General features: G+C 63.0%; 23 protein-coding genes. 6 read left to right on the forward strand and 17 right to left on the reverse strand.

Going from position 1 to position 23,286, the window contains the following annotated elements; all coding sequences use genetic code 11:
- Window positions 1–12: 12 nt before the first annotated feature.
- The 5 genes from OQE62_RS06270 to OQE62_RS06290 all read right to left on the reverse strand — a co-directional run bounded on the left by OQE62_RS06270 (window position 13) and on the right by OQE62_RS06290 (window position 6,440).
- Entirely contained in the window at window positions 13–660 is a 648-nt protein-coding gene (locus OQE62_RS06270; protein WP_265721150.1) for an HAD family hydrolase, read from the reverse strand.
- 13 nt (window positions 661–673) lie between these two features.
- Complete coding sequence (locus tag OQE62_RS06275) at window positions 674–1,039, reverse strand: hypothetical protein (RefSeq protein WP_265721151.1); 366 nt, start codon at window positions 1,037–1,039, stop codon at window positions 674–676.
- A 147-nt stretch (window positions 1,040–1,186) separates the two neighbouring features.
- Entirely contained in the window at window positions 1,187–1,924 is a 738-nt protein-coding gene (locus tag OQE62_RS06280) for a 16S rRNA (uracil(1498)-N(3))-methyltransferase (RefSeq protein ID WP_265721152.1), read from the reverse strand.
- 164 nt (window positions 1,925–2,088) lie between these two features.
- Window positions 2,089–5,223: an efflux RND transporter permease subunit gene (locus OQE62_RS06285; RefSeq protein ID WP_265721153.1), complete on the reverse strand. Its 3,135-nt coding sequence runs from the start codon at window positions 5,221–5,223 to the stop codon at window positions 2,089–2,091.
- A gap of 2 nt (window positions 5,224–5,225) precedes the next feature.
- Window positions 5,226–6,440 carry an efflux RND transporter periplasmic adaptor subunit gene (locus tag OQE62_RS06290; protein ID WP_265721154.1) on the reverse strand — a complete coding sequence of 405 codons (1,215 nt, stop codon included), beginning with the start codon at window positions 6,438–6,440 and terminating at the stop codon, window positions 5,226–5,228.
- Between the two features lie 389 nt (window positions 6,441–6,829).
- Here OQE62_RS06290 and OQE62_RS06295 point away from each other — a divergent pair, with 389 nt between their 5' ends.
- Window positions 6,830–9,169, forward strand: a complete 2,340-nt coding sequence (locus OQE62_RS06295; RefSeq protein ID WP_265721155.1) for a Tex family protein — start codon at window positions 6,830–6,832, stop codon at window positions 9,167–9,169.
- A 232-nt stretch (window positions 9,170–9,401) separates the two neighbouring features.
- Here the strand turns inward: OQE62_RS06295 and OQE62_RS06300 are convergent, their stop codons facing one another.
- The 4 genes from OQE62_RS06300 to OQE62_RS06315 all read right to left on the reverse strand — a co-directional run bounded on the left by OQE62_RS06300 (window position 9,402) and on the right by OQE62_RS06315 (window position 12,292).
- Window positions 9,402–9,992, reverse strand: coding sequence for a DUF1287 domain-containing protein (locus OQE62_RS06300; RefSeq protein WP_265721156.1), 591 nt, complete (start codon window positions 9,990–9,992; stop codon window positions 9,402–9,404).
- 243 nt (window positions 9,993–10,235) lie between these two features.
- Window positions 10,236–10,637, reverse strand: coding sequence for a DUF1330 domain-containing protein (locus OQE62_RS06305; protein WP_265721157.1), 402 nt, complete (start codon window positions 10,635–10,637; stop codon window positions 10,236–10,238).
- Window positions 10,634–11,080: an acyl-CoA thioesterase gene (locus OQE62_RS06310; RefSeq protein WP_265721158.1), complete on the reverse strand. Its 447-nt coding sequence runs from the start codon at window positions 11,078–11,080 to the stop codon at window positions 10,634–10,636. Before OQE62_RS06310 ends, OQE62_RS06305 begins: the two co-directional genes overlap by 4 nt.
- 18 nt (window positions 11,081–11,098) lie before the next feature.
- The gene (locus tag OQE62_RS06315) at window positions 11,099–12,292 is read right to left on the reverse strand and encodes an iron-containing alcohol dehydrogenase (protein ID WP_322746563.1); all 1,194 of its coding nucleotides are present in this window, start codon (window positions 12,290–12,292) and stop codon (window positions 11,099–11,101) included.
- A gap of 176 nt (window positions 12,293–12,468) precedes the next feature.
- Between OQE62_RS06315 and OQE62_RS06320 the strand changes: the two genes are divergently transcribed.
- Window positions 12,469–13,752 (forward strand): N(5)-(carboxyethyl)ornithine synthase, encoded by a 1,284-nt coding sequence (locus OQE62_RS06320; RefSeq protein WP_265721159.1) that lies wholly within the window; start codon window positions 12,469–12,471, stop codon window positions 13,750–13,752.
- Between the two features lie 22 nt (window positions 13,753–13,774).
- On the opposite strand, the gene OQE62_RS06325 is transcribed toward OQE62_RS06320, so the two are convergent.
- The 3 genes from OQE62_RS06325 to OQE62_RS06335 all read right to left on the reverse strand — a co-directional run bounded on the left by OQE62_RS06325 (window position 13,775) and on the right by OQE62_RS06335 (window position 18,060).
- Complete coding sequence (locus tag OQE62_RS06325; RefSeq protein WP_265721160.1) at window positions 13,775–14,056, reverse strand: hypothetical protein; 282 nt, start codon at window positions 14,054–14,056, stop codon at window positions 13,775–13,777.
- A 114-nt stretch (window positions 14,057–14,170) separates the two neighbouring features.
- Window positions 14,171–15,979 carry a hypothetical protein gene (locus tag OQE62_RS06330; protein ID WP_265721161.1) on the reverse strand — a complete coding sequence of 603 codons (1,809 nt, stop codon included), beginning with the start codon at window positions 15,977–15,979 and terminating at the stop codon, window positions 14,171–14,173.
- On the reverse strand, window positions 15,976–18,060 hold the full coding sequence (locus OQE62_RS06335; protein ID WP_265721162.1) for a DUF3857 domain-containing transglutaminase family protein: 2,085 nt from the start codon (window positions 18,058–18,060) through the stop codon (window positions 15,976–15,978). The genes OQE62_RS06330 and OQE62_RS06335 overlap by 4 nt, the downstream gene beginning before the upstream one ends.
- Before the next feature lie 344 nt (window positions 18,061–18,404).
- Between OQE62_RS06335 and OQE62_RS06340 the strand changes: the two genes are divergently transcribed.
- Both OQE62_RS06340 and map read left to right on the forward strand, forming a co-directional pair.
- Complete coding sequence (locus tag OQE62_RS06340) at window positions 18,405–18,611, forward strand: ParD-like family protein (RefSeq protein ID WP_265721163.1); 207 nt, start codon at window positions 18,405–18,407, stop codon at window positions 18,609–18,611.
- The gene (gene map / locus OQE62_RS06345) at window positions 18,604–19,380 is read left to right on the forward strand and encodes a type I methionyl aminopeptidase (RefSeq protein WP_265721164.1); all 777 of its coding nucleotides are present in this window, start codon (window positions 18,604–18,606) and stop codon (window positions 19,378–19,380) included. Before OQE62_RS06340 ends, map begins: the two co-directional genes overlap by 8 nt.
- Here map and OQE62_RS06350 read toward each other — a convergent pair.
- From OQE62_RS06350 to OQE62_RS06365, 4 genes are read right to left on the reverse strand one after another with little or no spacing between them, the layout of a single operon-like run.
- On the reverse strand, window positions 19,377–19,670 hold the full coding sequence (locus tag OQE62_RS06350; protein ID WP_265721165.1) for a superinfection immunity protein: 294 nt from the start codon (window positions 19,668–19,670) through the stop codon (window positions 19,377–19,379). The genes map and OQE62_RS06350 overlap by 4 nt on opposite strands.
- A 19-nt stretch (window positions 19,671–19,689) precedes the next feature.
- A complete protein-coding gene (locus OQE62_RS06355; protein ID WP_265721166.1) occupies window positions 19,690–19,860 on the reverse strand; it encodes a hypothetical protein in 171 nt (56 codons plus the stop codon).
- 54 nt (window positions 19,861–19,914) lie between these two features.
- Window positions 19,915–20,511 carry a zinc ribbon domain-containing protein gene (locus OQE62_RS06360; protein WP_265721167.1) on the reverse strand — a complete coding sequence of 199 codons (597 nt, stop codon included), beginning with the start codon at window positions 20,509–20,511 and terminating at the stop codon, window positions 19,915–19,917.
- Window positions 20,504–20,995 (reverse strand): RNA polymerase sigma factor, encoded by a 492-nt coding sequence (locus OQE62_RS06365; RefSeq protein WP_265721168.1) that lies wholly within the window; start codon window positions 20,993–20,995, stop codon window positions 20,504–20,506. Before OQE62_RS06365 ends, OQE62_RS06360 begins: the two co-directional genes overlap by 8 nt.
- 195 nt (window positions 20,996–21,190) lie before the next feature.
- On the opposite strand from OQE62_RS06365, the gene OQE62_RS06370 reads away from it, so the two are divergent.
- On the forward strand, window positions 21,191–21,607 hold the full coding sequence (locus OQE62_RS06370; RefSeq protein WP_265721169.1) for an organic hydroperoxide resistance protein: 417 nt from the start codon (window positions 21,191–21,193) through the stop codon (window positions 21,605–21,607).
- A 232-nt stretch (window positions 21,608–21,839) separates the two neighbouring features.
- On the forward strand, window positions 21,840–22,949 hold the full coding sequence (locus tag OQE62_RS06375; protein WP_265721170.1) for a lipid A deacylase LpxR family protein: 1,110 nt from the start codon (window positions 21,840–21,842) through the stop codon (window positions 22,947–22,949).
- Between the two features lie 63 nt (window positions 22,950–23,012).
- On the opposite strand, the gene OQE62_RS06380 is transcribed toward OQE62_RS06375, so the two are convergent.
- The gene (locus OQE62_RS06380) at window positions 23,013–23,186 is read right to left on the reverse strand and encodes a YrhK family protein (RefSeq protein WP_265721171.1); all 174 of its coding nucleotides are present in this window, start codon (window positions 23,184–23,186) and stop codon (window positions 23,013–23,015) included.
- Between the last annotated feature and the right edge of the window lie 100 nt (window positions 23,187–23,286).

The raw sequence follows: 23,286 nt of genomic DNA on the forward strand, positions 1-23,286 counted from the left end.
CCGGGATCCACCTCAGAGATAATTCAACACCGCCATCGGGTCGTTGACCACCCACGCGCCCGCCTCTTCCAGTTGCGGAACACGCACCGGGTGATTGCTGTAGCCCACTACCGGCATACCCGCCGCCACCGCTGCCGTGACGCCGGCGATGGAATCCTCCACTACCAGGCAGTGCTGGGGCTCCACCCCCATGGACTGTGCGGCGTGCAGGAACAGGTCCGGATGGGGCTTGCCGCGGGAGACGTCGTCGGCGCTGTAGATACGGCCATCGAAGTATTCGAACAGGCCGGTCCTGTTCAGGGTCAATTGCATTTTTTCGTGGGAACCGGACGAGGCCACGCAGCTGCGCAGGTTGACCTGCAGCAGGTGATCGAGCAGCTCCTCGATACCGGTGATCGGCTGCAGTTCGCTGTGGAAGGCCTCGCGGATGCGGCGCTCGGTATTGCCGAAATAGGCATCCGGCAGCGGGCCGCCGTAGCGGGTCTCGATTTCCAGCAGGCAATCCCTGGCCGGGCGGCCACTGAACTGTTCGTCCAGTTCCTCGGCGGTGGTCTCCATACCGAGTTTGTTCATCTCTTCGGCCAGGATGCGACAGACGATGCTCTCGCTATCCACCAGCACGCCGTCGCAATCGAAAATCACCAGTTCAGTGGCAAACATGGACAGAAATTCCCTAACTCGCCGAAAGCAGTAGCAGGCCTAGCAGCACACCGACGGCGCCGCTGGCCCGCAGGAAATTTTCGTTACCGTGGACAATCTTCAACGCCAGTGCCTTGCTGCGCTCGAAGCCGATAAACAGCGTATAGGCCCCCACCAGCACCAGCAGCACTCCCAGGGCATTGAAGAGGATATTCCAGGCGCGGGTATCGGCAATCAACAACAGGATAAGGCCGATGATGATGCGGCCCCAAGCGGAAACCGCGTAGCCGGTTTCGTTCAGGCGCTCGGTGATATCGCGCGCGAGCTGGGGCTTGACGATGACGGCGATGGATATGGCCAGGATGGTCAGGGCCAGTAGCCAGAGGATGAGTTTTACCATTTTTCCTTCTCCCTGAAGTGGTTTAGGAGTGGGGGCCTCGAACGGCGCCCTCTCCCCCGGCCCCTCTCCCAATGGGAGAGGGGAGCTCTATAAGCAGAACTGGAACGAATCCTGGCTCTGAATTCTTTTCCGCCACGTACTGTTCCCTCAGAAATCTCCCCACTGATATTGCAGCACTGAAATAGCCGCCACCGGCGCCGTCTCGGTGCGCAGTACCCTGGGCCCCAGGCGCAGCGGCAGATAGTCCCGCTCGAGCGCCGCGTCGATTTCCGCTTCCGACAGGCCGCCCTCCGGGCCCACCAGCAGCAACGCCCTGTCCGGACGGCCGCGTTCGGCTTCCAGCCGGTGCAACTGCCTCTCGGTGCGGTGGTGCAGTACCAGCTTCAGTGTCTCGTCATCCCGGTCATCGAGAAACTTCGCCAGTTTCCGCGGCTCGGCGATTTCCGGCACCCGGTTGCGGGCGCACTGTTCGCAGGCGCTGATTGCCACCTGGCGCCAGTGGCCGAGTTTTTTCTGCAGCCGCTCGCCGCTCAGTTTTACCTCGCAGCGGGAAGTCCACAAGGGCTGTATGCGCTCTGCACCCAGTTCGGTGGCCTTCTGTATCACCCAGTCGAAGCGGTCGCCGCGGGAGATGCCGATGGCCAGGGTGAGCGCCAGCGGCGATTCACGGTTTTCCGGGAAAAACGCCAGTGCACGGGCGCGGGCGCGCTTGCCGGTCTCCACCAACTCCGCACTGTACTCTCCACCGCGGCCGTCGAACAGGACCAGCGGGCGGCCGGCGGACAGGCGCAGCACCTTGACCAGGTGGCGGGAGGCGGATTCGTCCAGTTGTACTTCGCTGCCTTCACACAGGGGGTCGGGGGAGTAGATACGCGGGATGCGCATGGGCGGAATTTCCTCGGGGATCGCGTACAAAAAAGCCGACGTCGAGTCGGCTTTGGCTCGTGAATATTTTAGGCAGGCTGCGTGTGGGGACGCAACGGGGGTGGGGGGCTGATCGGGCGCCCTCTCCCCCGGCCCCTCTCCCAATGGGAGAGGGGAGCTCGCCGTCAGGCTTTTTCCAGGGCAACCGGCAACTCTTCGTCTCCCTTGCGGCCTTTCATCTTCATCCGCAGAATTTCGATCACCTTGTACAGGTTGGGTACCAGGATCAGGGTCACGAAGGTGGCGCAGAGGACGCCGAAGGCCAGGCTCACCACCATCGGGATCAGGAACTGCGCCTGGATGGAACGCTCGAACATGATCGGCACCAGGCCCACGAAAGTGGTGATGGAGGTGAGGATGATCGGGCGGAAGCGGTCGCGACCCGCCTGTACCACCGCGTCCATCACCGCCATGCCCTCGGCGCGCAACTGGTTGATGCGGTCCATCAGTACCAGGTTGTCGTTCACTACCACGCCCGCGGCGGCCAGGAAGCCCAGCATGGACATGATGCTGATCTCGTAGCCCAGCAGCAGGTGACCGAGAATGGCGCCGAAGAAACCGAAGGGCACCGCGGTCATGATCAGCAGCGGTTGCGAGTAGGAGCGGAAAGCGATCGCCAGCAATCCGTAGATCGCAAACAGCGACAGCGCGAAGAAGGCGATGATGGCACTGTTGAACTCCTGCTCTTCCTGCATTTCACCGGCTGTCTTGAGGGTGAAGCCCGGGAACTGCTTCTCCCACTCCGGCACATATTCCTTCCGCAGTTGCTGCAGGATCTCGTGCGCCGAGGAGGTGCCCGGGGTCAGTTCTGCGGTGACCTGCGCCGTGCGCTCGCGGTCGTGGCGGCGGATGGTGGTGTAGCCGGGCACATAGACAGCATCGGCCACCGCACTGAACGGGATCTCGCCCTCGTTGGTGCGGATGCGAATGCGGTCCATCTGTTCTTCGCTGGCCCGCTCGGTTTCCGGATAGCGCACCATCACGCGCACATCCTCGCGGCCGCGGGGAATGCGCTGTACTTCCTCACCGTAGAACCCCTGGCGCACCTGTTTGGCCACACCCGCCAGGTCGATGCCCAGGTTGGTGGCGTGGGGCTTGAGCTGGATCTCGATATCCTGGCGCGCGCTGACCAGGTTGTCGCGCACATCGTAGACACCGGCGTAATTGTCCAATGCATCCTTGACCGCGTCGGCGGCCATGCGCAGCTCGTCCATATCCCCGGAGGCGGTGCTCAGGTTCAGGGACATTCCAGAGCCACCGTCGTTGATGGTGTGGTGGATGCGCATTTCCTCGACACTGGCCGGCAGCTCGCCGATCAGTTCGCGCCAGCGCAACGCCAGTTCCTCGGAGGTGACATCGCGCTCCTCGCCGTCGGTGAGCTGCATCAATACAGTGACACTGCCCCGCCACAGGAACACCATGGTGTTCTCGAAGAAAGGCCTACCGCCATTTTTCTCCAGCAGTTCCGGATCCTCGGCGAGTTTTTCTCCGGCGGTCTCGAATTTCTCCATCACCCGACGGGTTTCCCCGAAGGATTCCCCCGGCGCCATGGTGGTGTCCAGCTCCAGCATGTCTGACGGCACCTTGGGCGAAAAGGCGGAACCGATATAACCACCGCCGAAAATCGCGAAGGACAACAGCAGCGACATCAGGAAGATCATCACCGTCGTGCGACTGTTGGACAGGGATTTCTTCAGCAACGGCATATAGTATTTGTCGCCGGCTTTTTTCATGGCGCCGGCGAATTTGCCGCGCACCGTCTGCAGCTTGAGCCCCAATCCCGAGGTGGCGGTTTTCTCCGGCTTCATCTTCACCAGGTGCGCCGGCAGGATCAGCAGTGACTCGATCAGCGAGAAGACCAGGCACAGCAATACCACCACCGGCAGCGGCAGCATCATCTGCGAGGTGTTACCGGGCAGAAACAGCATGGGCAGGAAGAACACCATGGTGGAAACCACGGCGAAGAGTACCGGCGAGGATACCTGCTTGACGCCGGTCTCGGCTGCCTCCAGGCCGGTGAGGCCCCGATCGTGGGCAGCGTGCACCGCCTCGCCGACGATGATCGCATCGTCCACCACGATCCCCAGGATCAACAGGAAGGCGAACAGCGACAGCATGTTCAGTGTCACGCCGGTGACCGGCAGCAACCAGAAGGCGCCCATGAAAGCGGTGGCGATACCGATGGTCACCCAGATCGCCAGCGCCGGGCGCAGAAACAGCATCAGCAGCACGAACACCAGCACCAGGCCACCCAGGGCGTTGCCGGCCAGCAGTTCCATACGGCCTTCGTAGGATTTGGAGAAATCGAACCAGATTTCAAACTCCATCCCCGGCGGCAGCTGCTCGCGCGTCTCGGCCATGAATTCCTTGATATGGTCGGCGGTGGCCACCACGTCCAGCGGCTGGCCCTGCATCACCCGCAGGTTCATCGCCGGCTTGCCGTTGAAGCGGATTACCGAGCCCTCTTCCTCGAAACCGTCGTCGATATCGGCCACGTCGCCGAGCAGCAACTGGGTGCCGTCGGCGCGGCTGACCAGCGGGATACGGGCAAAATCGTCGCCAGTATAGGCCTGGCCGCGGGTCTGCACCTGGATATCGCCGCGGTCCGAGCGCACCAGGCCAGCGGGCAGGTCGATGGAGGAGCGGCGCACTGCGTCGGCGACATCGTCGAAGGTCAGGTTGTAGCGGCGCAGATCCACTTCCGAGACCTCGATCGAGACCTCGTCAGCGCGGTCGCCCCAGACATCCACTCGGCGCACGCCGGGCTGCAGTACCAGCTCATCGCGCAGTTTCAGCGCCGTGTCCTTCAACTGGTGCGGGCCCACCGGACCGCCGATGGCGATCATCATCATCTGCGGCGCCCACTCCTCCAGCTGGATCACTGGGCGCTCGATGCTCTCGGGGAAGGTGTTGATGGAGTCCACCTGCACCTTGACGTCGTTCAGCAGGCGCAGCTCGTCGTAGCCGTCCACCGATTCGATCCGGACCGAGCTGTGACTGCGGCGGGAGAAGGAATTCACCTCCTTGATGCCTTTCACCTCGGAGATGGCCTGCTCCACCCGCAGGGTGACCTGCTGCTCCACCTCCCTGGGGCCGGCACCGGGATAGCTGATTTCCACCCGCACGATACCCGGGTTGATGGCCGGAAACACCTCGCGGCCGATATGGGAAATACCGAAAATGCCGCCGACAAGGATCATGATCATCAGCAGGTTGGCGGCCTTGCTGTTGCGTACGAACCATCCGATAACGCCGTGCATGATCAGCCCTCTCCCTGCGCGGCGGCAGCGGAACCGGCATCGGTATCCGCAACCGGCCGGATGTCGTCAGCAGCCGCTTCGGTGTCGGGGGCCGATTGCGAATCCGGCTGGCTGTCGTCGCCAATCTGCAGTCCCCTGGGTTTCTCGTTCAGTGGATTGGGTGTCAGCACCATGCCCTCGCGGGAGTAGCCCAGGCTGGAAACCACCACCTGCTCGCCGCGGGCGATATCGCCGCGCACCCAGACGTCCTCTTCCACAGTCTGCAGCAGCTCCACCTCCTTGAAGTGCAGCTTGTTCTCCGCGTCCAGCACCAGCAGGTGATCGCCCTCGTGCAGGGCCTTGCGCGGCAGGATCGAGATCCCCTCCAGGGTCTTGCCGGCGATATCCACCTCCACGAACAGGCCATTGATCAGCGGCGCATCGCCGGCGTAGGGGTCCTTCACCTGGGCCACGGCGTAGACGAAGCGGCTGTTGGGATCGATGGCAGACTCGGTGCGCACCAGCCGGCCGCGCCACTGGCGCTGCTGGCCAGCCATCTGCGCGCGCAGGCGCACCGCCGGGCCGTTCTCGATCGCCTTGCCCAGCGGCAGCTCCAGTAGGGACAACTGATGATCCGTCAGTGGCAGGCGCACCTCGGCGATACCGGTACTGTGGACCGTGGCCAGGACTGTGCCGGGCGACACGTATTGACCCAGGTCGACAGAAGTCTCCACCACGCGGCCGGCGAAGGGCGCCGTCACGCGGGTGCGCTCCAGATCCAGCCTGGCCTGGTTGCGATCGGCGCGGGCCGCGGCCACCGTGGCCTCGGCGGCGGACAATTGCGGCTTGCGCAGGAAGAGGGCATTGGCCTCGTCGCTGCCCAAGTCGCGCCACTCGCGCTTGGCCTGTTTGGCGCGGCCCTGTTCCTGGGCGAGGGTGGAGCGGGCCTCGGCCAGCTGCGATTCGGCGCGGGTCAGCTGGTGGCGGTAGTCCGCCGCTTCTATCTGTACCAGCGCCTCGCCGTCATCGAAGAAACCGCCGGCCACGAAGGCATCGCTGACCTCCTGGATGCTGCCGCCGACCCGGGCCACCAGCTCGATCTCATGGCGCGCGCGCACCGAGCCCTGGCTGGGTACCAGCAGCGTTTGGCTGCCGGGATCCGCGTAGACCACATCGGCCACCGGCGGCACCGCCTTCTCGGCGACTTTTTCCTCAGGTTTTGGCTGAAAAGCCAACACTGCGCCTATAATCGCGACCCCAACGACAATAACGGCCACAAAAAGCTTATTTTTATTGGAAAATTTCACAAATGCCCTCGACCCGAACGGGAGAAAAATTGATCAAAATTTGGCTAGTAGCGCATTCTACTGGAGTTCGACAACGAGGGAAGCCTTTTCGGATGCAGGCCGTCGCAACTGAATGCAAGGCTGTCGCAAACCTTTCTCAGCGCGCCCGGCTCGCGCATAATGCGCCACCGAATTTGCCTTGCGGGAGCGCGTCCCGGGAACGCGGAGCTTTGCCCCTGGAACGCTGATGGCTCCAGCTCCGCGACGGGCCGCAGGCCCGCCCATCACGCTCCTGCGGATGAAAGACAGACCAAGCCCTGCAATACGGATGTAAAAACAAGATGTTGGATATCAACGTTCGAATCGCCGAAGAACTGAATGTAGGCTCACAGCAGGTAACCGCCGCAGTGGCCCTGCTGGACGAAGGTGCCACGGTGCCGTTTATCTCCCGCTACCGGAAAGAGGTAACCGGCGGCCTGGACGACACCCAGCTGCGCACCCTGGAAGACCGGCTGCGCTACCTGCGGGAGATGGAAGAGCGCCGCGCGACCATCCTCAAAAGCATCGACGAACAGGGCAAGCTGACCCCGGAACTGGCGCAGCAGATCAATGCCGCCGACACCAAGAACCGCCTGGAAGACCTCTACCTGCCCTACAAGCCCAAGCGCCGCACCAAGGGCCAGATCGCCATCGAGGCGGGCCTGGAGCCGCTGGCGGATGCGCTCTTCAACGACCCCACCCTGAACCCGGAAGAGCAGGCGCAGCCGTATATCAGCAGCGACAACGAAGACGCTTCCCTGCACGTCAAGGACACCAAGGCCGCGCTGGACGGGGCCAAGTTCATCCTCATGGAGCGCTTCGCCGAGGACGCCGAGCTGCTGGGCAAGCTGCGGGAATTCCTCATGCGCGACGGCCAGGTGAAATCCAGGCTGCTGGACGGCAAGGAACAGGAAGGCGCCAAGTTCCGCGACTACTTCGACTACGCCGAGGACTGGTCGAAAGTCCCCAGCCACCGCGCGCTGGCCATCTTCCGCGGCCGCAACGAGGGGATCCTCGCCATCAACCTGGGGCTCGAGGGCGACGAGGAACGCGCACCCAGCCAGGCCCACCCGTGCGAGCTGATGATCGCCAAGCACGTGGAGATTTCCGATCAGGGCCGCCCGGCGGACAAGTGGCTGAATGAAGTGGTGCGCTGGACCTGGCGTATCAAGCTGCTGACCAGCCTGGAAACCGACCTGCTGGGCGGGCTGCGCGAAAAAGCGGAGGAGGAGGCCATCAAGGTCTTCTCCCGCAACCTGAAGGACCTGCTGCTGGCGGCACCCGCCGGCCAGAAGGCCACCATCGGCCTGGACCCGGGCCTGCGCACCGGCGTCAAGGTAGCGGTGGTGGACGCCACCGGAAAGATGCTGGACCACACCGCCATCTTCCCCACCCCGCCGCAGAACCGCACGCGCGAATCCGCCGCGGTGATCGCCGCCCTGTGCGAAAAATACGATGTGGGCCTGATCGCCATCGGCAACGGCACCGCCAGCCGCGAGACCGACAAATTCGTCGGCGACACCATCAAGCAGTACAAGCTGTCCGCGCAGAAGGTAATGGTGAACGAGGCCGGCGCCTCGGTTTACTCGGCGTCCGAATCCGCTGCACGCGAATTCCCGGACCTGGACGTGACCATCCGCGGCGCCATCTCCATCGCCCGCCGACTGCAGGATCCGCTGGCGGAGCTGGTGAAGATCGAGCCCAAGTCCATCGGCGTGGGCCAGTACCAGCACGACGTATCCCAGACGCAACTGGCGCGCTCCCTGGACGCGGTGGTGGAGGACTGCGTCAACGGCGTCGGCGCCGAGCTGAATTCCGCCTCCGCGCCACTGCTGTCCCGCGTATCCGGCCTCAGTGCGTCCATCGCCAACAATATCGTCAGCTACCGCGACCAGAACGGCGCCTTCAGGGACCGCAAGCAATTGAAGGAAGTCTCGCGCCTGGGCCCCAAGGCCTTTGAACAGGCAGCCGGTTTCCTGCGCATCAACAACGGCGAAAACCCGCTGGACCGATCCGGCGTGCACCCGGAAGCCTATGTGGTGGTCAAGCGTATCGCGGAGAAGAACGGCCGCGAGATCAACAGCCTGATCGGCGACTCCGGCTTCCTGCGCAAGCTGAATCCGGCGGACTACACCGACGACAAGTTCGGCCTGCCCACGGTCACCGATATCATCGCCGAACTGGAAAAACCCGGTCGCGACCCGCGCCCGGAATTCCGCACCGCCCGATTCGAAGAGGGCGTAGAAGAAATCAAGGACCTGCGCCCGGCCATGGTGCTGGAAGGTACGGTCACCAACGTCACCAACTTCGGCGCCTTCGTGGATATCGGCGTACACCAGGACGGGCTGGTGCATATCTCCGCGCTGTCGGAGAAGTTCGTCAAGGATCCGCACGAGGTGGTCAAGGCCGGCGAGATCGTCAAGGTGAAGGTGATGGAAGTGGACGTGGCGCGCAAGCGTATCGGCCTGTCCATGCGCATGAGTGACGAACCCGGCGAACAGGGCAGCGGCGGCGTGAAAAAAGGCGGCCAGCAGGAGGGCAAGCGGGCCCAGCGCCACAACAACAAAAACCGCCAGCAGCAGGGCGGCGGACGCGGCAGCATGGGGGATATTCTGGCGGCGGCGATGAAAGGCAAGAAATAGTCTCGGACCGCGCGGTTGGAGTGGGCCCCGAGCCCTGTTCGTCGGCCTTCGCGGAGCTCACTCCAACCACGCCAGGATTGAAGCGGGCTCCGCGAACGCCGACAAAACAGGGGCTCCGGTTAGCACTGCGTAAGATGGGAAAAACGCAACGTACCCATCGATCGGGGTTGATGGGCACGTCGCTGCGCTCCTTTGCCCATCCTACGGAGAGAGTCCTCCTGCAAGCAGATTCCTACTCCATACGATAATTGTCCGGGATATAGCGGTAGTGGCCGCTTATCTCGTAGTTGAACAGCATATCCTCCAACTGCGGACCGGCACCGATATTGTGTACGACCAACGGATTCCCCGTTTCGGCGGAATGCCGGTCCGTGACTATACCGATATGCGGCAGGTTTCCCGGCAACATCCAGCTCACGATATCCCCCGGCCTGTAATCCTCGCCGCGTGCGGTAACCGCCAGCTCGGTTCCGTGGCGGGCGAAGAACGTCTGCAGGTTGGGGGCCCGGCGGTGGTCGATATTGCGGTCCGGAGCGGAAAGTCCCCAGATACGCTTCGACGGGTATGCGCCGAAGTTATCCGCCATATCCTCGTGTACCAGCACTTGCAGATCGGAGCCTATGGCCCGGTAGGAGCGGATAATCACATCGGTGCAGACACCCGTGTCTTCGGGAACATCGCCATTCGGGTAGGGGATGGCGACATAGGCGCCGTCATAGCGCACCTGCTGGCCTGTCCGGTAAAGCGCGGCATCAACCAGATCTTTGGTGAAAGTGTCGACGCCTCCGGCGTGTGCGGGCGGCTTTGCCAGTAGCAGGACCATAGCGATGATCCATACCAGAGATGCGGTGCAAATAGTGGGTGATATCATGGTGTCCAGCCGCGGCGGAAGAGGATAATCGGTTACTTATCCACCCTACACCAAGTCGCGAGAAAATCTATCGCTGCCCTTACGGACAGGGCAACCGGCGCGATCACCCCCTAGCCTGGATGCAGGTGCGCAGCGCCGGAATCCGGGTTTTGTGGTTTCGCCGCCCCGCCCGGATTCCGCTGCGCTCCATCCGGGCTAGGTGTTTTCCAGCGATGCGACCAGGCGCGCATCCTCCAGCGCCGCGGTGCGGTGTTTTGCCAGTTCCCGGTAATCCGGGTCCGTCACCATTTCCACAAATTTCTCGACCGACGGGTAGCGCACCAGCAGTATCTCGTCCCACTGCTCGTCCGGCGGGGCGATGACGCTGGCTTTGGCATTGCCATGCCAAACCAGCTTCGCCCCCACACCCTGCAGGTGCGCGACGGCTTTTTCGCCGTAGCGCCGGTAGGCCTCGCGGCCGCTGCAGGCTGGCTCGCCATTTTTGTAATCGGCCTGTTCGCGGAAGCGGAGCAGGTTCAGCATGACCACCGGCTGGCCCTGCGGCAACTCTTCCTGCAGCTCGGCAAACCGGTCGGGATTCGGGTCAATGGTTTTCACTCTGTTTTCTCCATCTGAATGGCCTGCAGCGCGCGGCGGATGGCCTCCGGAATCGGCACCGAGCGATTGGTCGCCCGCTCGACAAAGACGTGGGTAAAACTGCCGCACGCACAGGCGGACTCCTCGCCGCGCCGGAAAATACCCACCTGGTAGGTGACCGAGGAATTGCCCAGCCTGGCCACACGCAGCCCCGCCTCGATCTCCTGCGGATAGGCAACCGGTGCGCGGTAATCGCAACTGGAATTCACCACAAAACCCACTATCGGCGCACTGTGGATATCCAGGCCACCCTCCTCGATCAGGTAGCGGTTTACCGCGCTGTCGAAATACGAATAGTAGGTGACGTTGTTCACATGGCCGTAGATATCGTTGTCCATCCAGCGAGTGGTGATGGGATAGAAGACCCGGTAGTCGCTGCGCGCGATGGCGGTATTTTCTGACATGCGGTTTCTCTGCTCCGGTTAAAACGCGGCTGTGTATATCGCCGCGGCATCGGCTTCGGAAACCGGGCGCGGGTTGTTGACCAGCAGGCGCTGCTGCTCCATGGCGTCGGCGGCGAGCCGCTCGATAAAATTCTCCGGCACACCGCAATCCCGCAACCGATTCGGCAGGCGCACCGCTTCGATCAGCCCGTCGATCCAGGTAATCAGGTTTTCCACCACCTCGACATTGGCGCCCGGCACGAAATCGTCGCCCATGATGATCGGCGCCAGCTCCGCGTACAGCTCGGGGCAGGCCGGCGCGTTGAAGCGCAGTACGTGGGGCAACACCAGCGAATTGCTGAGGCCGTGGGGGATATGGAAATGCCCACCGAGGGGATAGGCCAGTGCGTGCACCGCCGCCACCGGCGCGTTGGCGAAGGCCTGGCCGGCCAGCAGTGCGCCCAGCAGCATATTGCCGCGGGCCTCGAGATTGTCGCCATGGTGCACGGCGGTGACGATATTGCGCGCCAGCAGTTGCAGCCCCTCTCGGGCCAGCATATCCGACAGCGGGTTTTTCTTTATCGCCGAGGTATAGGCCTCGATCGCGTGCACCATGGCATCCACGCCGGTGGCGGCGGTGACATGGGGCGGCAGGCCCAGGGTCAGCTTTGCGTCCAGCAGTGCGATATCCGGCTGCAGTACCGGCGACACCACGCCGGCCTTGGTGGTCTCGCCGGTGGTGACGATGGAAATGGGGGTAACCTCCGAGCCGGTACCGGCGGTGGTGGGCACCTGCACCAGCGGCAGTCGCGGCCCGCGGGCATTGCCGACACCGTAGAGCTGATCCAGGGACTGGTCGCAGTGCGGGTGCGCCAGCACCGCCACCAGCTTGGCCACATCCATGGAGCTGCCGCCGCCGAAGCCGATCACCAGCTCGGCCCCGGTCTCCCGCGCCGTGGCCACCGCCTTCAGCACAGTAGCGTCCGACGGGTCCGCCTCCACACCGTCGAAGAGCCCGATTTCCACGCCGGCGCTGCCGAAGCCGGACACCACCTCGTCCAGCAGCCCGGCATCCACAATGCCGGCGTCTGTCACCAGTACCACCGAGCGGGCCTCCCGCTCGGCGCAGATTTCACCCAGACGCGCCGCGGCGCCGGGTTCGTTGAGAATGGTATTGGTGGTGGAAAAGCTGAAGCTGCGCACGGTGTATTCCCCTTTTCGGTCGACCGCCAATGAATATCACTGCGGCCGGCGCGGGGCCATTACGTCCGAGTTCGGGTGCGTCGGGCCGGGGGGAAGCCCCACAATGCCCGACGGGCGACCCGCTGCGTCAAGAGAGGCGACTCAGTCCCCCGGGGGGTGTATGGTTGGTGACCAGGAGCCTTTGCGGCTCCGCCACAGGAACGATCATGACTGACACCCCCCTCGCCGGGAAACCCGGAAATACACCACAGGATCCACTCACCGACACGCCCCGCACAGACACCGCTGCCAGTTTCTCCCGCGGACCGGCGGCAACCGGCGACCGACTGACACTCGGAGTCCCCGCCACCTCGCGCAAACCCAGCGAACGCCGCCTGCCGATCCACCCGCGGCACCTGCAGCGCATCCCACCGGAGCTGAGGCAGAATATGCTGCTGGAGCGGGGCTACGGCATCCCTTTCGGCGTTTCCGATGCGCGCCTGGAGGCCCTGGTGGGAAGGGTGACGAGCCGCGGGCAACTGATCGCCGATTCCGATGTGGTCCTGCTTCCCAAACCACAGCTGCAAGACCTTGTGGAACTGCGGGATGGGCAGACCCTGTGGGGCTGGCCACACTGTGTCCAGGACAGCGACATCACCCAGCTCGCCATCGACAAGCAGCTGACACTGATCGCTTTCGAAGCGATGAACCACTGGGCCACGGACGGAGGGTTTGGCCTGCACGCCTTCCACAAAAACAACGAGCTGGCCGGCTATTGTTCCGTTCTCCACGCCCTGGCGTTGACCGGTTCAACCGGTGATTACGGCCCGCGGCTGAGCGCCGTGGTGATCGGCTTCGGCGCCACCGCCCGCGGAGCAGTGACCGCCCTCAACGCCCTGGGTATTCACGATGTCCAGGTGCTGACCAATCGAAAAGTGGCCGCGGTAGGGGCCCCCATCCACTCGGTGCGCATCGCCCAGTTCGATCACGATGACGAGGCGCCCTTTCTCAGCCAGGTCATTACCGAGCGCGGACCGGTGCCACTGGCCCCCTTTCTGGCCGACAGCGACATCGTGGTCAATTGCACACTTCAGGACCCGAACAACCCGCTGATGTACCTGAACAGCGAGGATCTCGCCATCTTCCGGCCGGGCAGCCTGATAGTCGATGTCTCCTGTGATCGGGGCATGGGTTTCAGTTGGGCGCGCCCCACAACCTTTACCGAGCCGATGTTCACTGTGGGCGAGCATATCGACTACTACGCCGTGGACCACAGCCCCTCTTACCTGTGGAACGCATCCACCTGGGAGATCAGCGAGGCGCTGCTGCCGTTCCTCGAGACCATCCTCTCGGGGAAATCCGCCTGGGATGAAAACGAGACCCTCTCCCGCGCTATCGAAATCCGCAACGGCCGCATCCGCAACCCGGCGATACTGAAGTTCCAGCGGCGAACAGCAAACTATCCGCACGCCCGGGCGCCGGGGGATGCCCGTTACACCGAGTCTCTGTAAAGGGCGGCGCGGAGCCGCTGCATTATCGACACAGGCGCGTAATCAGGCGTGAAACGGCGTCTGGCGTCCCGGCAGTCTGCAACTCCGGGCGCTCACCGAAAATTTCCGACGATTTGTGCCCGGAAAGCCAGATCGTATGCAGCAGGAGATAAATCATTGCCAGCGACAGAAACTCCAGGAATACCGTGCCGATGGTGACCCGGTCAATATACTCCACAGGCAGCAGAACATAGGGCAAAATCGAACCGCCAATGACCACCGGAATCACATATCGCAATCTCGCGGCTGCAAAAATATCGCTCATAGTTCCCCCCGATTCCCCACTGCGCGGCAGCCTCTTCGCGTAGGGTGCGCCGTGCGCACCGGCCCCTCTCCCTAACCCTCTCCCGGTGGGAGAGGGGACTGCGCGCGGCGACGGTTATTCCGATCCCGTTTTCTCCACTTCCGCCCGGGCCATCCGGTGTCCCCTGTCGGCCGCTCGGGAAAACAGTGTCGCGGCGATGGACGGGTCGCGCTCCACGCCCTCGCCGCTGCGAAAGAGCCTGCCCAATTGGTAGAGGCATTCAGGCACTTCCACCTTCGCACACATCATGTACCAGAGCGCCGTCATGGTCGGGTCGGAATCCGGCAGGCGCTGCTGGCGATGCAGTTTTGCCATGCCCATCTGGGCGCCGGGCATCATTGCACTGTGCATGTAGTGCCGCTCGGCTTCGGCAAAATCCCGCCGCCCCAGCAGGCCGCTCTGGAGAAAGCTGCCCTGCATCGAGTGGGCGGCGCGGGAGTTGACCGCCAGGGCGGCGTCGAGGAATTGCCGCGCCAGCGCCCGCTGTTCCTCTCTGTAATTGGCCATTTCGGAAAACACGCGATTCGCGTACAGAAGGCGCGCCGGGGTATAACCCTGCTCGGCGAGATCCCGCAGCGGCGGCATGACTTTTTCCGCATCCGCCAACCACAGGTCGCCCTCCTGCCGACCGAGCAACGCAAGCTGCGCTTCCCGATTGCCCTGCGCAGCGGCTTTGCGGAGATATTCCAGCTTCACCTGCGCATCCACTACCAGCCTGTCACCGGCATAGTATCGGGCAAATTCCAGGTCCGCCTGCCCCGGCGCCAGCCTCTGGCGGGCGGCCTGCAGGAACTGCTCCCCCAGCGCCTCGCTGGCCTCGACGCCGATCCCTTCCCGGTAGAGATAGGCCAGCATGGACATGGCCCCGGCGTGCCCTTTCTCCGCCGCGGACAGCATAAAGTCCACACAGTCTCCCGACGGGAAGTCAGCCGGATCCTCGCTCACCAGGCAGAGGCGGCCGAGACGGTATTCCGCAATCTGGCTGCCGTGGGCGGCGGCCCGCGTATAGAAGGATACGGCCTTTTGCCGGTTGCCCCGGCGTTCGTGGTAGTGCCCCATGCCGATCATGGCGGCGGTACTGTTTTCCGACAGGGGTTTCAGCAGGCGGGTGATATAGAGGTTGTCGAGCCCGGCGAAGGGATAGTCGACCTCGAGAATGCTGTGGATGGCGCGCTGGCTGTCGAAGTGGATATGGCGCTGCTCACCGCCCTGCGGGTCTTCCACCTGCGCCACATAGTAGAGTCCCATACCGTCCCGGACCGGCAGCAGGTAGGTATCCAGCACCCGGTAGCCCGCCAGGTCGAGTATGTCCTCGGCCTGGTCGAGTATGCCGATTTCATAGGCGGTATCGGTACTTTTTCCATCGCCACTGCCTAGCACGCCGCGCAGGATATACTGTACCGCGCGCGCCTGGCGGTCGGCCTTTTCGGTCTCTCCCCGCTGTTCGTAGCAGTCCTGCGCCGCCAGGTGGGGCTCCAGTTCGAAGAAGTTGCGATTCGCCCACCGCTCCCAGTCGATCGAGGTACACCGGTCGACCCCCTCGGGCAGTGCCGCGATGGCCCGGCGGTAGCGGTTGCGGTCGGCGACCGCGGTATGGATTTTGGAGCTCTGCAGATAGGCCGCCCAGAAATCCGCATAGGGCACCGCGTCCGGATTTTCATAGATGCGCTCCGCCAGCGACGCCAGTTGCGCGTCGGCGCCGGCGAAGGCTTCCACATCCATGACCGGTGCGGGGACGGTATCGGCGGAATCCCGCGGCTCGAAAGCGGGTTCCTCGACCGGCATTTCCGGGGTTTCCATCGCCGGCAGGTCGAGGGTCCTGGGTTTGCTGGCGCAACCGGCAATGGCGACGGCCAGCGACAGCGGCACAATCCAGTTTTTCACTGTGCACCTCCCGCGGGTGCCCGCCCCTCGAGCAGATCGCGCGCCAGGTTGCGCGCGCGGCTGCGGCGCTCCTCCCCGGAAACCGCCACCGGCGAAAGCCACATGACGTAACTGAGGTCATCCTCGATGCGATCAATCTGGTCCAGGTACTCAGGGAAATCCGTCGCGGGTACGGATTTGCGCCGGGACCGGTAGTCGTACTGCACGGTGATTTTATTATCGCCCTTGGTTACGTCCCAGGAGAACTCAAACCAGGGGTTGCGGATCTCCTCCTCGCTGCCCGTTTCGGACCAGCGGATATCCCCCGCTTTCTGCGATATTATTTCCAGAGTCTGCTCTATCTGCAGCTCCCCCGGCAGGCGAAATGGATGGCGGCGCTGGCGCGAGTTGGGCAGGCGCACCGTGTCCACCACATTGGAAGCCACCAGCTCCAGCATGTTTTTGCCGCTGCTATTGTCGCCAACGCTGCCCAGGCGATATTTTTCCTTCAGCACCAGCGTATTGCCATTTTCGCCGTCGATGACCTCCACCGGTTCCAGCACTTCCACGTCGGAGAAATAGCGTGAGTAGTGCTGGAGGAATTCCTCCTCCAGAGTGTCCCGGTCGCGGTAGCCGGTGTAGGAGCGCATTTCCTCGGCGCGCCAGCCGGTGTAGCGGCTGGTGACTTCCAGGGTCGCGGTCTTGCGGCTGTCGTCCAGGATCAGGGTATCCTTCACCGCCACCCGCGCCTGGCGCTGGCTCTGTACCGGCGCTTCGATCGGGGTGAGCTCACCGCGCTCGCCGTCCACCACCAGTGCCCAGTTGAAATCCGGCAGCGACATTTCCTCCAGGGCACCGCTCTGGCTGTTGTCGGTGGGATCTACCCAGTAGCGCTTGCCGTCCAGCGTAAAGGTAGTGATAACGTGGTCAAAATTGCCCGGCGAGGGCAGCCGCTCGTCCAGGTGGAGATTGTTCACGGAAGAAACCAGCGCCGGTCTCGCCTCGATCCCCAACCGGCGCAGCGCGGCCACCAGCAGCACGGTTTTGTCCTTGCAGTCGCCGAAACGGCGATCGAAGGTTTCAGCCGGCGCCGACGGGCGGTGGGAATTGACACCGTGTTCGATACCGAAGTAGCGGATATTGCTCTGTATCCACTGGGCGACCGCCGCGGCCTTCTGCGCCGGATCGCCCTCCATCTCCGCCAGCATATCGGCAAACTCCCGCGGCAGTGCGCCGGGCTCCCGGTAGAGCGCATCGGCCCAGGCATTCACCTGGCGCCAGTCCCGGTACTGGCTGTACTGCAGTGTCGGGAAGGGCGAGAGCCATTCGGGAATGCCGTCTTCCGTCCGCACCGGTTCCGGCCGCTGCAGGTCGACAGAGTAGCGCCGCCTGTCGCCCTCGCTTCGCTGCCGGACTTCAATCCCGGGCCTGTCCTGCCCGCCGGAAACGCGCAGTTGCAGCGGCTGCTCCGCGGGACTCAGCACACCGATATAGAGCCGCTCGACGGGGACGCCCCAGGCCAGCAGTTCGCGCCCGAAAAACTTGTCGCCCAGTACCGGGTTGGAGCCGCGCAGTGTGTAACTGTACTCGACGGTGTCACCGGCCCGCAGGTCGTCCAGCAACAGCATGGCCGTCCAGCGTTCGGCGTAGAGACCCTGATCCAGCTCGTCTTCCTGCTGGAACAGTTTGATATCCGCCGTTTCCAGGCGATCGAGACGGCGACCATCGCGGAGCACGGTGATATCGTGGATCACCAGCTCCTCGTAGGCGGGGGCAAAGCCCAGGGTGATACTGGAGATCTGCTGCAGCCCCTGCTGATTCAGCGGCTGCATCGCCACCCGATAAAACCACTCCTTCCTTTCCGCCGTCAGATTGACCTGGGTATCCACCAGCCGATAACGGATGCTGTCGCCAACGGGATCGCCGTCGCTCTCGGGCAACTCTACCGGCTGCAGCCACTGCGGGCGCGGCGCCACCGAGTAATCCGCGGCCGCAACACGCGGCGCCTGCAGCAATACAAGTACCGCAGACAGGGCAAAAAGTATGCGGAGCGGTAGCGGGAAAGGAAAGGCCCCCAAGCGGGGATGGAAGCGGGACGTCATATTATTGCCTTTATGCGGAGGGTGTCATACGCATCCCATCATAAAGTCTGCCTTCCCCGGGTGCCATGTCTACCCGGGCGAATCCGGGCAGGTTACGCGCGACAGCCCATCCTGGCGTCGTCGATGGACAGTTCATTGAAAACACCCACTTTAATATCAATTGTTGTCAGAACACCGGCCATCCCGACCACACGGAATAGCCGTACCAGATAGCATTCACAAGGACTGGGCATCCGTGCCTGTATTCCAGCGGATGCCACCCGTATCGCTCTTCGTCCACTTCGCCTTGCACTGAATATACATTATATATACACTTCATATAAATTCTTCAAAGAGTATCGACGATGGGTATCGTCAAAATATCCGACGAACTGCACGATGAGATCCGCCGGGCCAGCTCGGCGATGGCGCGCTCGATCAATTCGCAGGCGGAATTCTGGATCCGCCTGGGCATGCTGGCCGAAATGAATCCGGACCTGCACTACGACGACCTGCGCAAGCAGCTGCTGCGCGCCGAACCGCCCACGCTGGCGGAGATGGTCCGTGAATAGCGCACCGATAAAAACGCCGGCCGAGCAGGCGCTGATGCGCAATGCCGGCCAACTGCTGAGCCGGGTGTTCGGTATGCTGGACGATTTTGTCGGCCCCGGCGTGTCGACGATGGAAATCAACAACCGGGTCGAGCGCTTTATCGTCGACGAGCTGCACTCCCGCCCCGCCAGCAAGGGGCAGTACGACTACCCCTATGTCCTGAACACCTCTGTCAACGAGGTGGTGTGCCACGGTATGCCCAGAGTGTCGCAGCGGCTGAAGAATGGCGATATCGTCAATCTGGATATCACCCTGGAGAACGGCGGTTTTATCGCGGACTCCAGCAAGATGTATCTGGTGGGCAGGGTATCGCCGGCGGCGCGGCGGCTGGTGCAGATCACTTACGACGCCATGTGGCGTGGTATCGAGACCGTGCGCCCGGGCGCGCGGCTCGGCGATATCGGCAGCGCCATCCAGCGCTGTGCGGAGGGCGCCGGCTACAGCGTGGTGCGGGAGTACTGCGGCCACGGCATCGGCCGCGACATGCACGAGGAGCCGCAGGTGTTGCACTTCGGCCGGCCCGGTACCGGGCCGGTACTGCGCGAGGGCATGACCTTTACCATCGAACCGATGATCAACCAGGGCAGCCGCAAAACCAAGCTCAAGAAAGACGGCTGGACGGTGATCACCCGCGACAAAAAGCTGTCCGCCCAGTGGGAGCACACGGTACTGGTGACCGCCGGCGGCTGCGAAGTGTTGACCCTGCGGCCCGAGGAAACGGGCCGCTAAGCGGCCGGCTTGTCGGCATCTGCCCGTCCGCTGTTTTCTCCCCCATCCCGTTTGCGCTCACCGGTAAACGCCCACACGATCAGCGCCAACCAGGCCACCCAGGAAACGATGGCCGGAATATTGGCGACAAAGATCCTGCCCAGGTGACGGCGGTTGCGAAACAGCGCGATAATCGCCGGCAAAAACCAGATCGCGAAAAAGAAAAGCACAAACAGTGCGCCTTTCAGCAGGCCCAGGCTCTGAATGGCGGTGGTGAAGTCCGCCCACATCTGGCCGAGATCGGTCAACATTATCGATATCCTCAATGAATCATGACAGGAGCGAACACAGTTTTCGCGGGGTCGCCGGCGTCTGTGCCACACGCAACAGCGGATAGTGCGCGGGGCTGTCCGACTCGTCGCGGACATCCCGCAGGCCGGCCAGCAACAGCAGCAGAATGCCGATCAGAAGCAGGTTTCCCAGTAGATTGTTCCAGTGCATTTTTCCTCTCCCGACCTGTGTTCACTGACTACAGTCACTGCCGGGAAGACTTTCTTACACAAAGCTGACATTCTGCTTCTGCAGTTCCTTGAACAACCGCAGCTGACGCGCACTGCCCAGCCAGGCAAACAGGCTCCAGCCGCCGAGCACCAGGGTCGCCGCACCGACCACCAGCAATGCGCGCCCGGAATCGGCTGTAAACAGCGGCTCCAGCCAGCCAATTTGCGACAGCAGTTCCCACAACAGGAAGATCGCCAGCTCAACGGCGTACAGCAGCCAGGCAAAGCGGATGGCATTGCGCTTGCGCTGGATCCGCAACAGCGCCAGATCGATATAGGCACTGGTTGATTCCTCCGGCGGGCACCAGAGGTCGCGGCGGTTGGCGATGGAAAAGCTCAACGCCCAGCCCACCAGCACCAGGGCCACCAGTGCCCAGAAGATATCCGCCGGAGCCCAGTCGCGGGCAGCGAAGGTGATTGCGTAGGCACAGAGCCCCACTGCCACCAGCCATTCCAGCGCAGCGCCGATGCGCAGACGCCGTTCCTGCCACTGCACCCGGCGGCGGATTGCCGCCGGTATCGGTGTCTCGACGGGCTGCTCACACCAGAGTTCTTGCAGGGTCTGCCAGTCCCGCTCGGTGGTGTCATTCACGATGATCTCTCCCGCCCAGCCGGTCGCTGAGCCTTTGCCGCGCCCGGTTCAGACGCACGGCCACATTGGATTCGCTGATACCCAGCACTTCGGAGATTTCCGCATAGCTGAGCCCCTCCAGGCGCAGGGTCAGGGTCTGGCGCAGGCCCAGGGGCAGCCGCTGCACGGCGGCCAGCAGGCGCTCGGAATCCCGCTGCGACGCCAGCCGCTGGGCGGGGCCGGGAGAGGAATCCACCAGCTGTTCCATCTCCTCGGCGGCGGCCCCGTCCGGTCGCCGGCGCGCCAGGGTGGTGACACTGCGGTTGTGGGCGATACGGAAGACGAAGGTCTTCAGGCTGGCGTCGCCGCGAAAGGATGGCAGTGCGCGCCAGATTGCCAGCCAGATATCCTGCAGCAGATCTTCGCGCTCGGCCCGGCTGCGCACATAGCTGCCGGCGACGCGGGCGATGCCGGCGCCGTGATCGCTCACTAACTGCTGAAACAACTGATCCCCTGCGCTCACGCGGATTCCCCCTGTTATCGGGCCCTACAGTATCGGCGGGTGCGGAAAACTTACAGGAAATTTCGGCGCAGACGGATCGCAGCGGAAAAGGGCTCCCCGCCTCGACACCACAATCATCCTTCCCTTGACTAGACTGTCGCCTCTCAAGCAAACCTCGATCCCGCGAAGGCAAAAACCATGAAAATACTCTACAAGGCAGTGGCCACCGCTACCGGCGGTCGCGACGGCAAGGCCGAGTCATCGGACGGCCAACTGGAAGTGAAACTGGCGGTGCCGGAGGCAATGGGCGGTCCCGGCGGCGCCACCAATCCGGAACAACTGTTCGCGGCGGGTTATTCCGCCTGTTTTATCGGCGCGATGAAGAAGGTCGCAGGCAGTGACAAAGTAACCGTGCCGGACGACGCCAGCGTCCGCGGCGAAGTGGGCATAGGGCCCAGCGGGGAAGGCTTCGGCCTGGATATCGACCTGTACGTGACCCTGCCGGGGCTGGAGCGGCAACAGGCGGAGGGCCTCGTGGCCAAAGCGCACCGCGTCTGCCCCTATTCCAACGCCACCCGCAACAATGTGGATGTGCGTTTGCACGTGGATACCTGAAACCGAAACCGGCCGGTCGCGGGCAAAACCGGACCCGCCGCCGGCGCCCCGCAGAATCGAGCAATTATTTCGCAGATCCCGGTTAACCGGAATTCCCGCCCTTCCCCCAGAATCCATACCCGGCCGGGATAGCTCATGGCCGAAACCCCGGCTGATCGATCCGCTCCCGACGGCCCCTGCCGGGTCCCGACCTTCTGTCCAGCCTTCAGATCGACCACACCAGAAGTAACCGATGCAAAGCAGTTTTTCCGCCAGCAAGAATTCATCTCCCGACAACGCTTTCGCCCGGCGAAAGGCAAGCCGAACGCTGATTGGGCTTCTGCTGCTGGGGATAACCTGTTTTGTCGCGCTCTCGGTTTCCGACGCAAAGGCGGACAGCGCGGAGCCTGATTCCTCCCTGCAGGCTGTCACGCTGCGCATCGACAACGACCTTTTTGCCGGCAGTGACCGCGGCTATTCCAACGGCGTCGAGGTGGGCTTCCTGTCGCAGACCGTCGACCACTTTCGGGATCGGCGACTGTCGGCGGGTTACCGCCTGCTGAATCGCGCCACCACCTGGCTGCAGCCGCGGGGATTTTCCGCCTACAACATGGCGGTCAGTGTGGGGCACGGCATCTTCACTCCCGGCGACTGGCGACAGGAGGAACTGGTCGAGGACGACAGGCCCTACGCCGGCCTGCTGGTTTTCGGGGCCGACTATAACGGGCGACGCGGCAATCGCATGCGGACCACCGGTATCGACCTGGGTATCGTCGGTCCCTCGGCGCAGGCGGAACCGCTGCAGAAGGCGGTCCACAGCCTGGCGGGTTCCGAGCGTTTTCGCGGCTGGGACAACCAGCTATCGGACGAGGTGGTATTCCGTATCCGGTCTCAGTGGCTGCGGCGCTACCGCCTGTCCCCGAGTCCGCGGGAAAACTGGCAGTCCGACCTGATACTGCACGGCGGCGGCAGTATCGGCAATCTGGAGACATCCGCCAATGCCGGTGTAGAGTGGCGATTCGGCCCGCAGCTACCGGACAACTTCGGCAGTGCGCCGCTGCTGCCCGTCGCCCTCAACAGCGCGCCACAGCGATCCCGTGGTTATTCTCCAAAGTGGCAGGTGCACGGTTTTGTCATCGCGGATCTGCGCCTGGTGGCGCACCGCATCACCTTCGAGGGCAATACCTGGAAGGACAGCCACAGCGTCGACCGCAAGCCTTTCGTCGCCGACCTGGGCCTGGGTATCGCGGCCACTTACGGCAAGTGGCAACTGGCTTTTGCGCGCTATCTGCGTTCGCGGAAGTTCAGCGGGCAATCAAAGCTCCCGCAACTCGGCAGCCTGACGGTCAGGCGCAATTTTTAAGACTCAAGTTTCGGGGCTCTTCGCAATTCGGAGAACAGAATGATATCCCACATCTCGTTAACGCTACGAGCGAAGGGCATTATGGGCAGTGGTCATCAGCATTAACAGGGATCCAAGCGCAAAAAGCCAGACGCCGGCAACAGCATACTGTGAGAATTCCGGTAAAAACAGAATACTGCCCGACAGAAATGCAATGCTGCTAACCACTCCCAACAGATTATGAAATTTATCGATCATTGGTTTCCCCTGAAAATACCAGACTGCTCACCCAGTATCCCGAATAGAATCCTGCAATCAACATTCGTAAATTTTGATTTAACCGGAGGGCCTCCGGCTT

It is taken from the genome of Microbulbifer halophilus, from assembly GCF_026183675.1.
Taxonomy (GTDB): Bacteria; Pseudomonadota; Gammaproteobacteria; order Pseudomonadales; family Cellvibrionaceae; genus Microbulbifer; species Microbulbifer halophilus.

What these genes read in the sequence shown, in the direction of transcription:
- OQE62_RS06270 (WP_265721150.1), bottom strand. Translation starts at nt 660, where the DNA reads ATGTTTGCCACTGAACTGGTGATTTTCGATTGCGACGGCGTGCTGGTG.
- OQE62_RS06275 (WP_265721151.1), bottom strand. Translation starts at nt 1,039, where the DNA reads ATGGTAAAACTCATCCTCTGGCTACTGGCCCTGACCATCCTGGCCATA.
- OQE62_RS06280 (WP_265721152.1), bottom strand. Translation starts at nt 1,924, where the DNA reads ATGCGCATCCCGCGTATCTACTCCCCCGACCCCCTGTGTGAAGGCAGC.
- OQE62_RS06285 (WP_265721153.1), bottom strand. Translation starts at nt 5,223, where the DNA reads ATGCACGGCGTTATCGGATGGTTCGTACGCAACAGCAAGGCCGCCAAC.
- OQE62_RS06295 (WP_265721155.1), top strand. Translation starts at nt 6,830, where the DNA reads ATGTTGGATATCAACGTTCGAATCGCCGAAGAACTGAATGTAGGCTCA.
- OQE62_RS06300 (WP_265721156.1), bottom strand. Translation starts at nt 9,992, where the DNA reads ATGGTCCTGCTACTGGCAAAGCCGCCCGCACACGCCGGAGGCGTCGAC.
- OQE62_RS06310 (WP_265721158.1), bottom strand. Translation starts at nt 11,080, where the DNA reads ATGTCAGAAAATACCGCCATCGCGCGCAGCGACTACCGGGTCTTCTAT.
- OQE62_RS06320 (WP_265721159.1), top strand. Translation starts at nt 12,469, where the DNA reads ATGACTGACACCCCCCTCGCCGGGAAACCCGGAAATACACCACAGGAT.
- OQE62_RS06325 (WP_265721160.1), bottom strand. Translation starts at nt 14,056, where the DNA reads ATGAGCGATATTTTTGCAGCCGCGAGATTGCGATATGTGATTCCGGTG.
- OQE62_RS06335 (WP_265721162.1), bottom strand. Translation starts at nt 18,060, where the DNA reads ATGACGTCCCGCTTCCATCCCCGCTTGGGGGCCTTTCCTTTCCCGCTA.
- OQE62_RS06340 (WP_265721163.1), top strand. Translation starts at nt 18,405, where the DNA reads ATGGGTATCGTCAAAATATCCGACGAACTGCACGATGAGATCCGCCGG.
- OQE62_RS06350 (WP_265721165.1), bottom strand. Translation starts at nt 19,670, where the DNA reads ATGTTGACCGATCTCGGCCAGATGTGGGCGGACTTCACCACCGCCATT.
- OQE62_RS06355 (WP_265721166.1), bottom strand. Translation starts at nt 19,860, where the DNA reads ATGCACTGGAACAATCTACTGGGAAACCTGCTTCTGATCGGCATTCTG.
- OQE62_RS06370 (WP_265721169.1), top strand. Translation starts at nt 21,191, where the DNA reads ATGAAAATACTCTACAAGGCAGTGGCCACCGCTACCGGCGGTCGCGAC.
- OQE62_RS06375 (WP_265721170.1), top strand. Translation starts at nt 21,840, where the DNA reads ATGCAAAGCAGTTTTTCCGCCAGCAAGAATTCATCTCCCGACAACGCT.
- OQE62_RS06380 (WP_265721171.1), bottom strand. Translation starts at nt 23,186, where the DNA reads ATGATCGATAAATTTCATAATCTGTTGGGAGTGGTTAGCAGCATTGCA.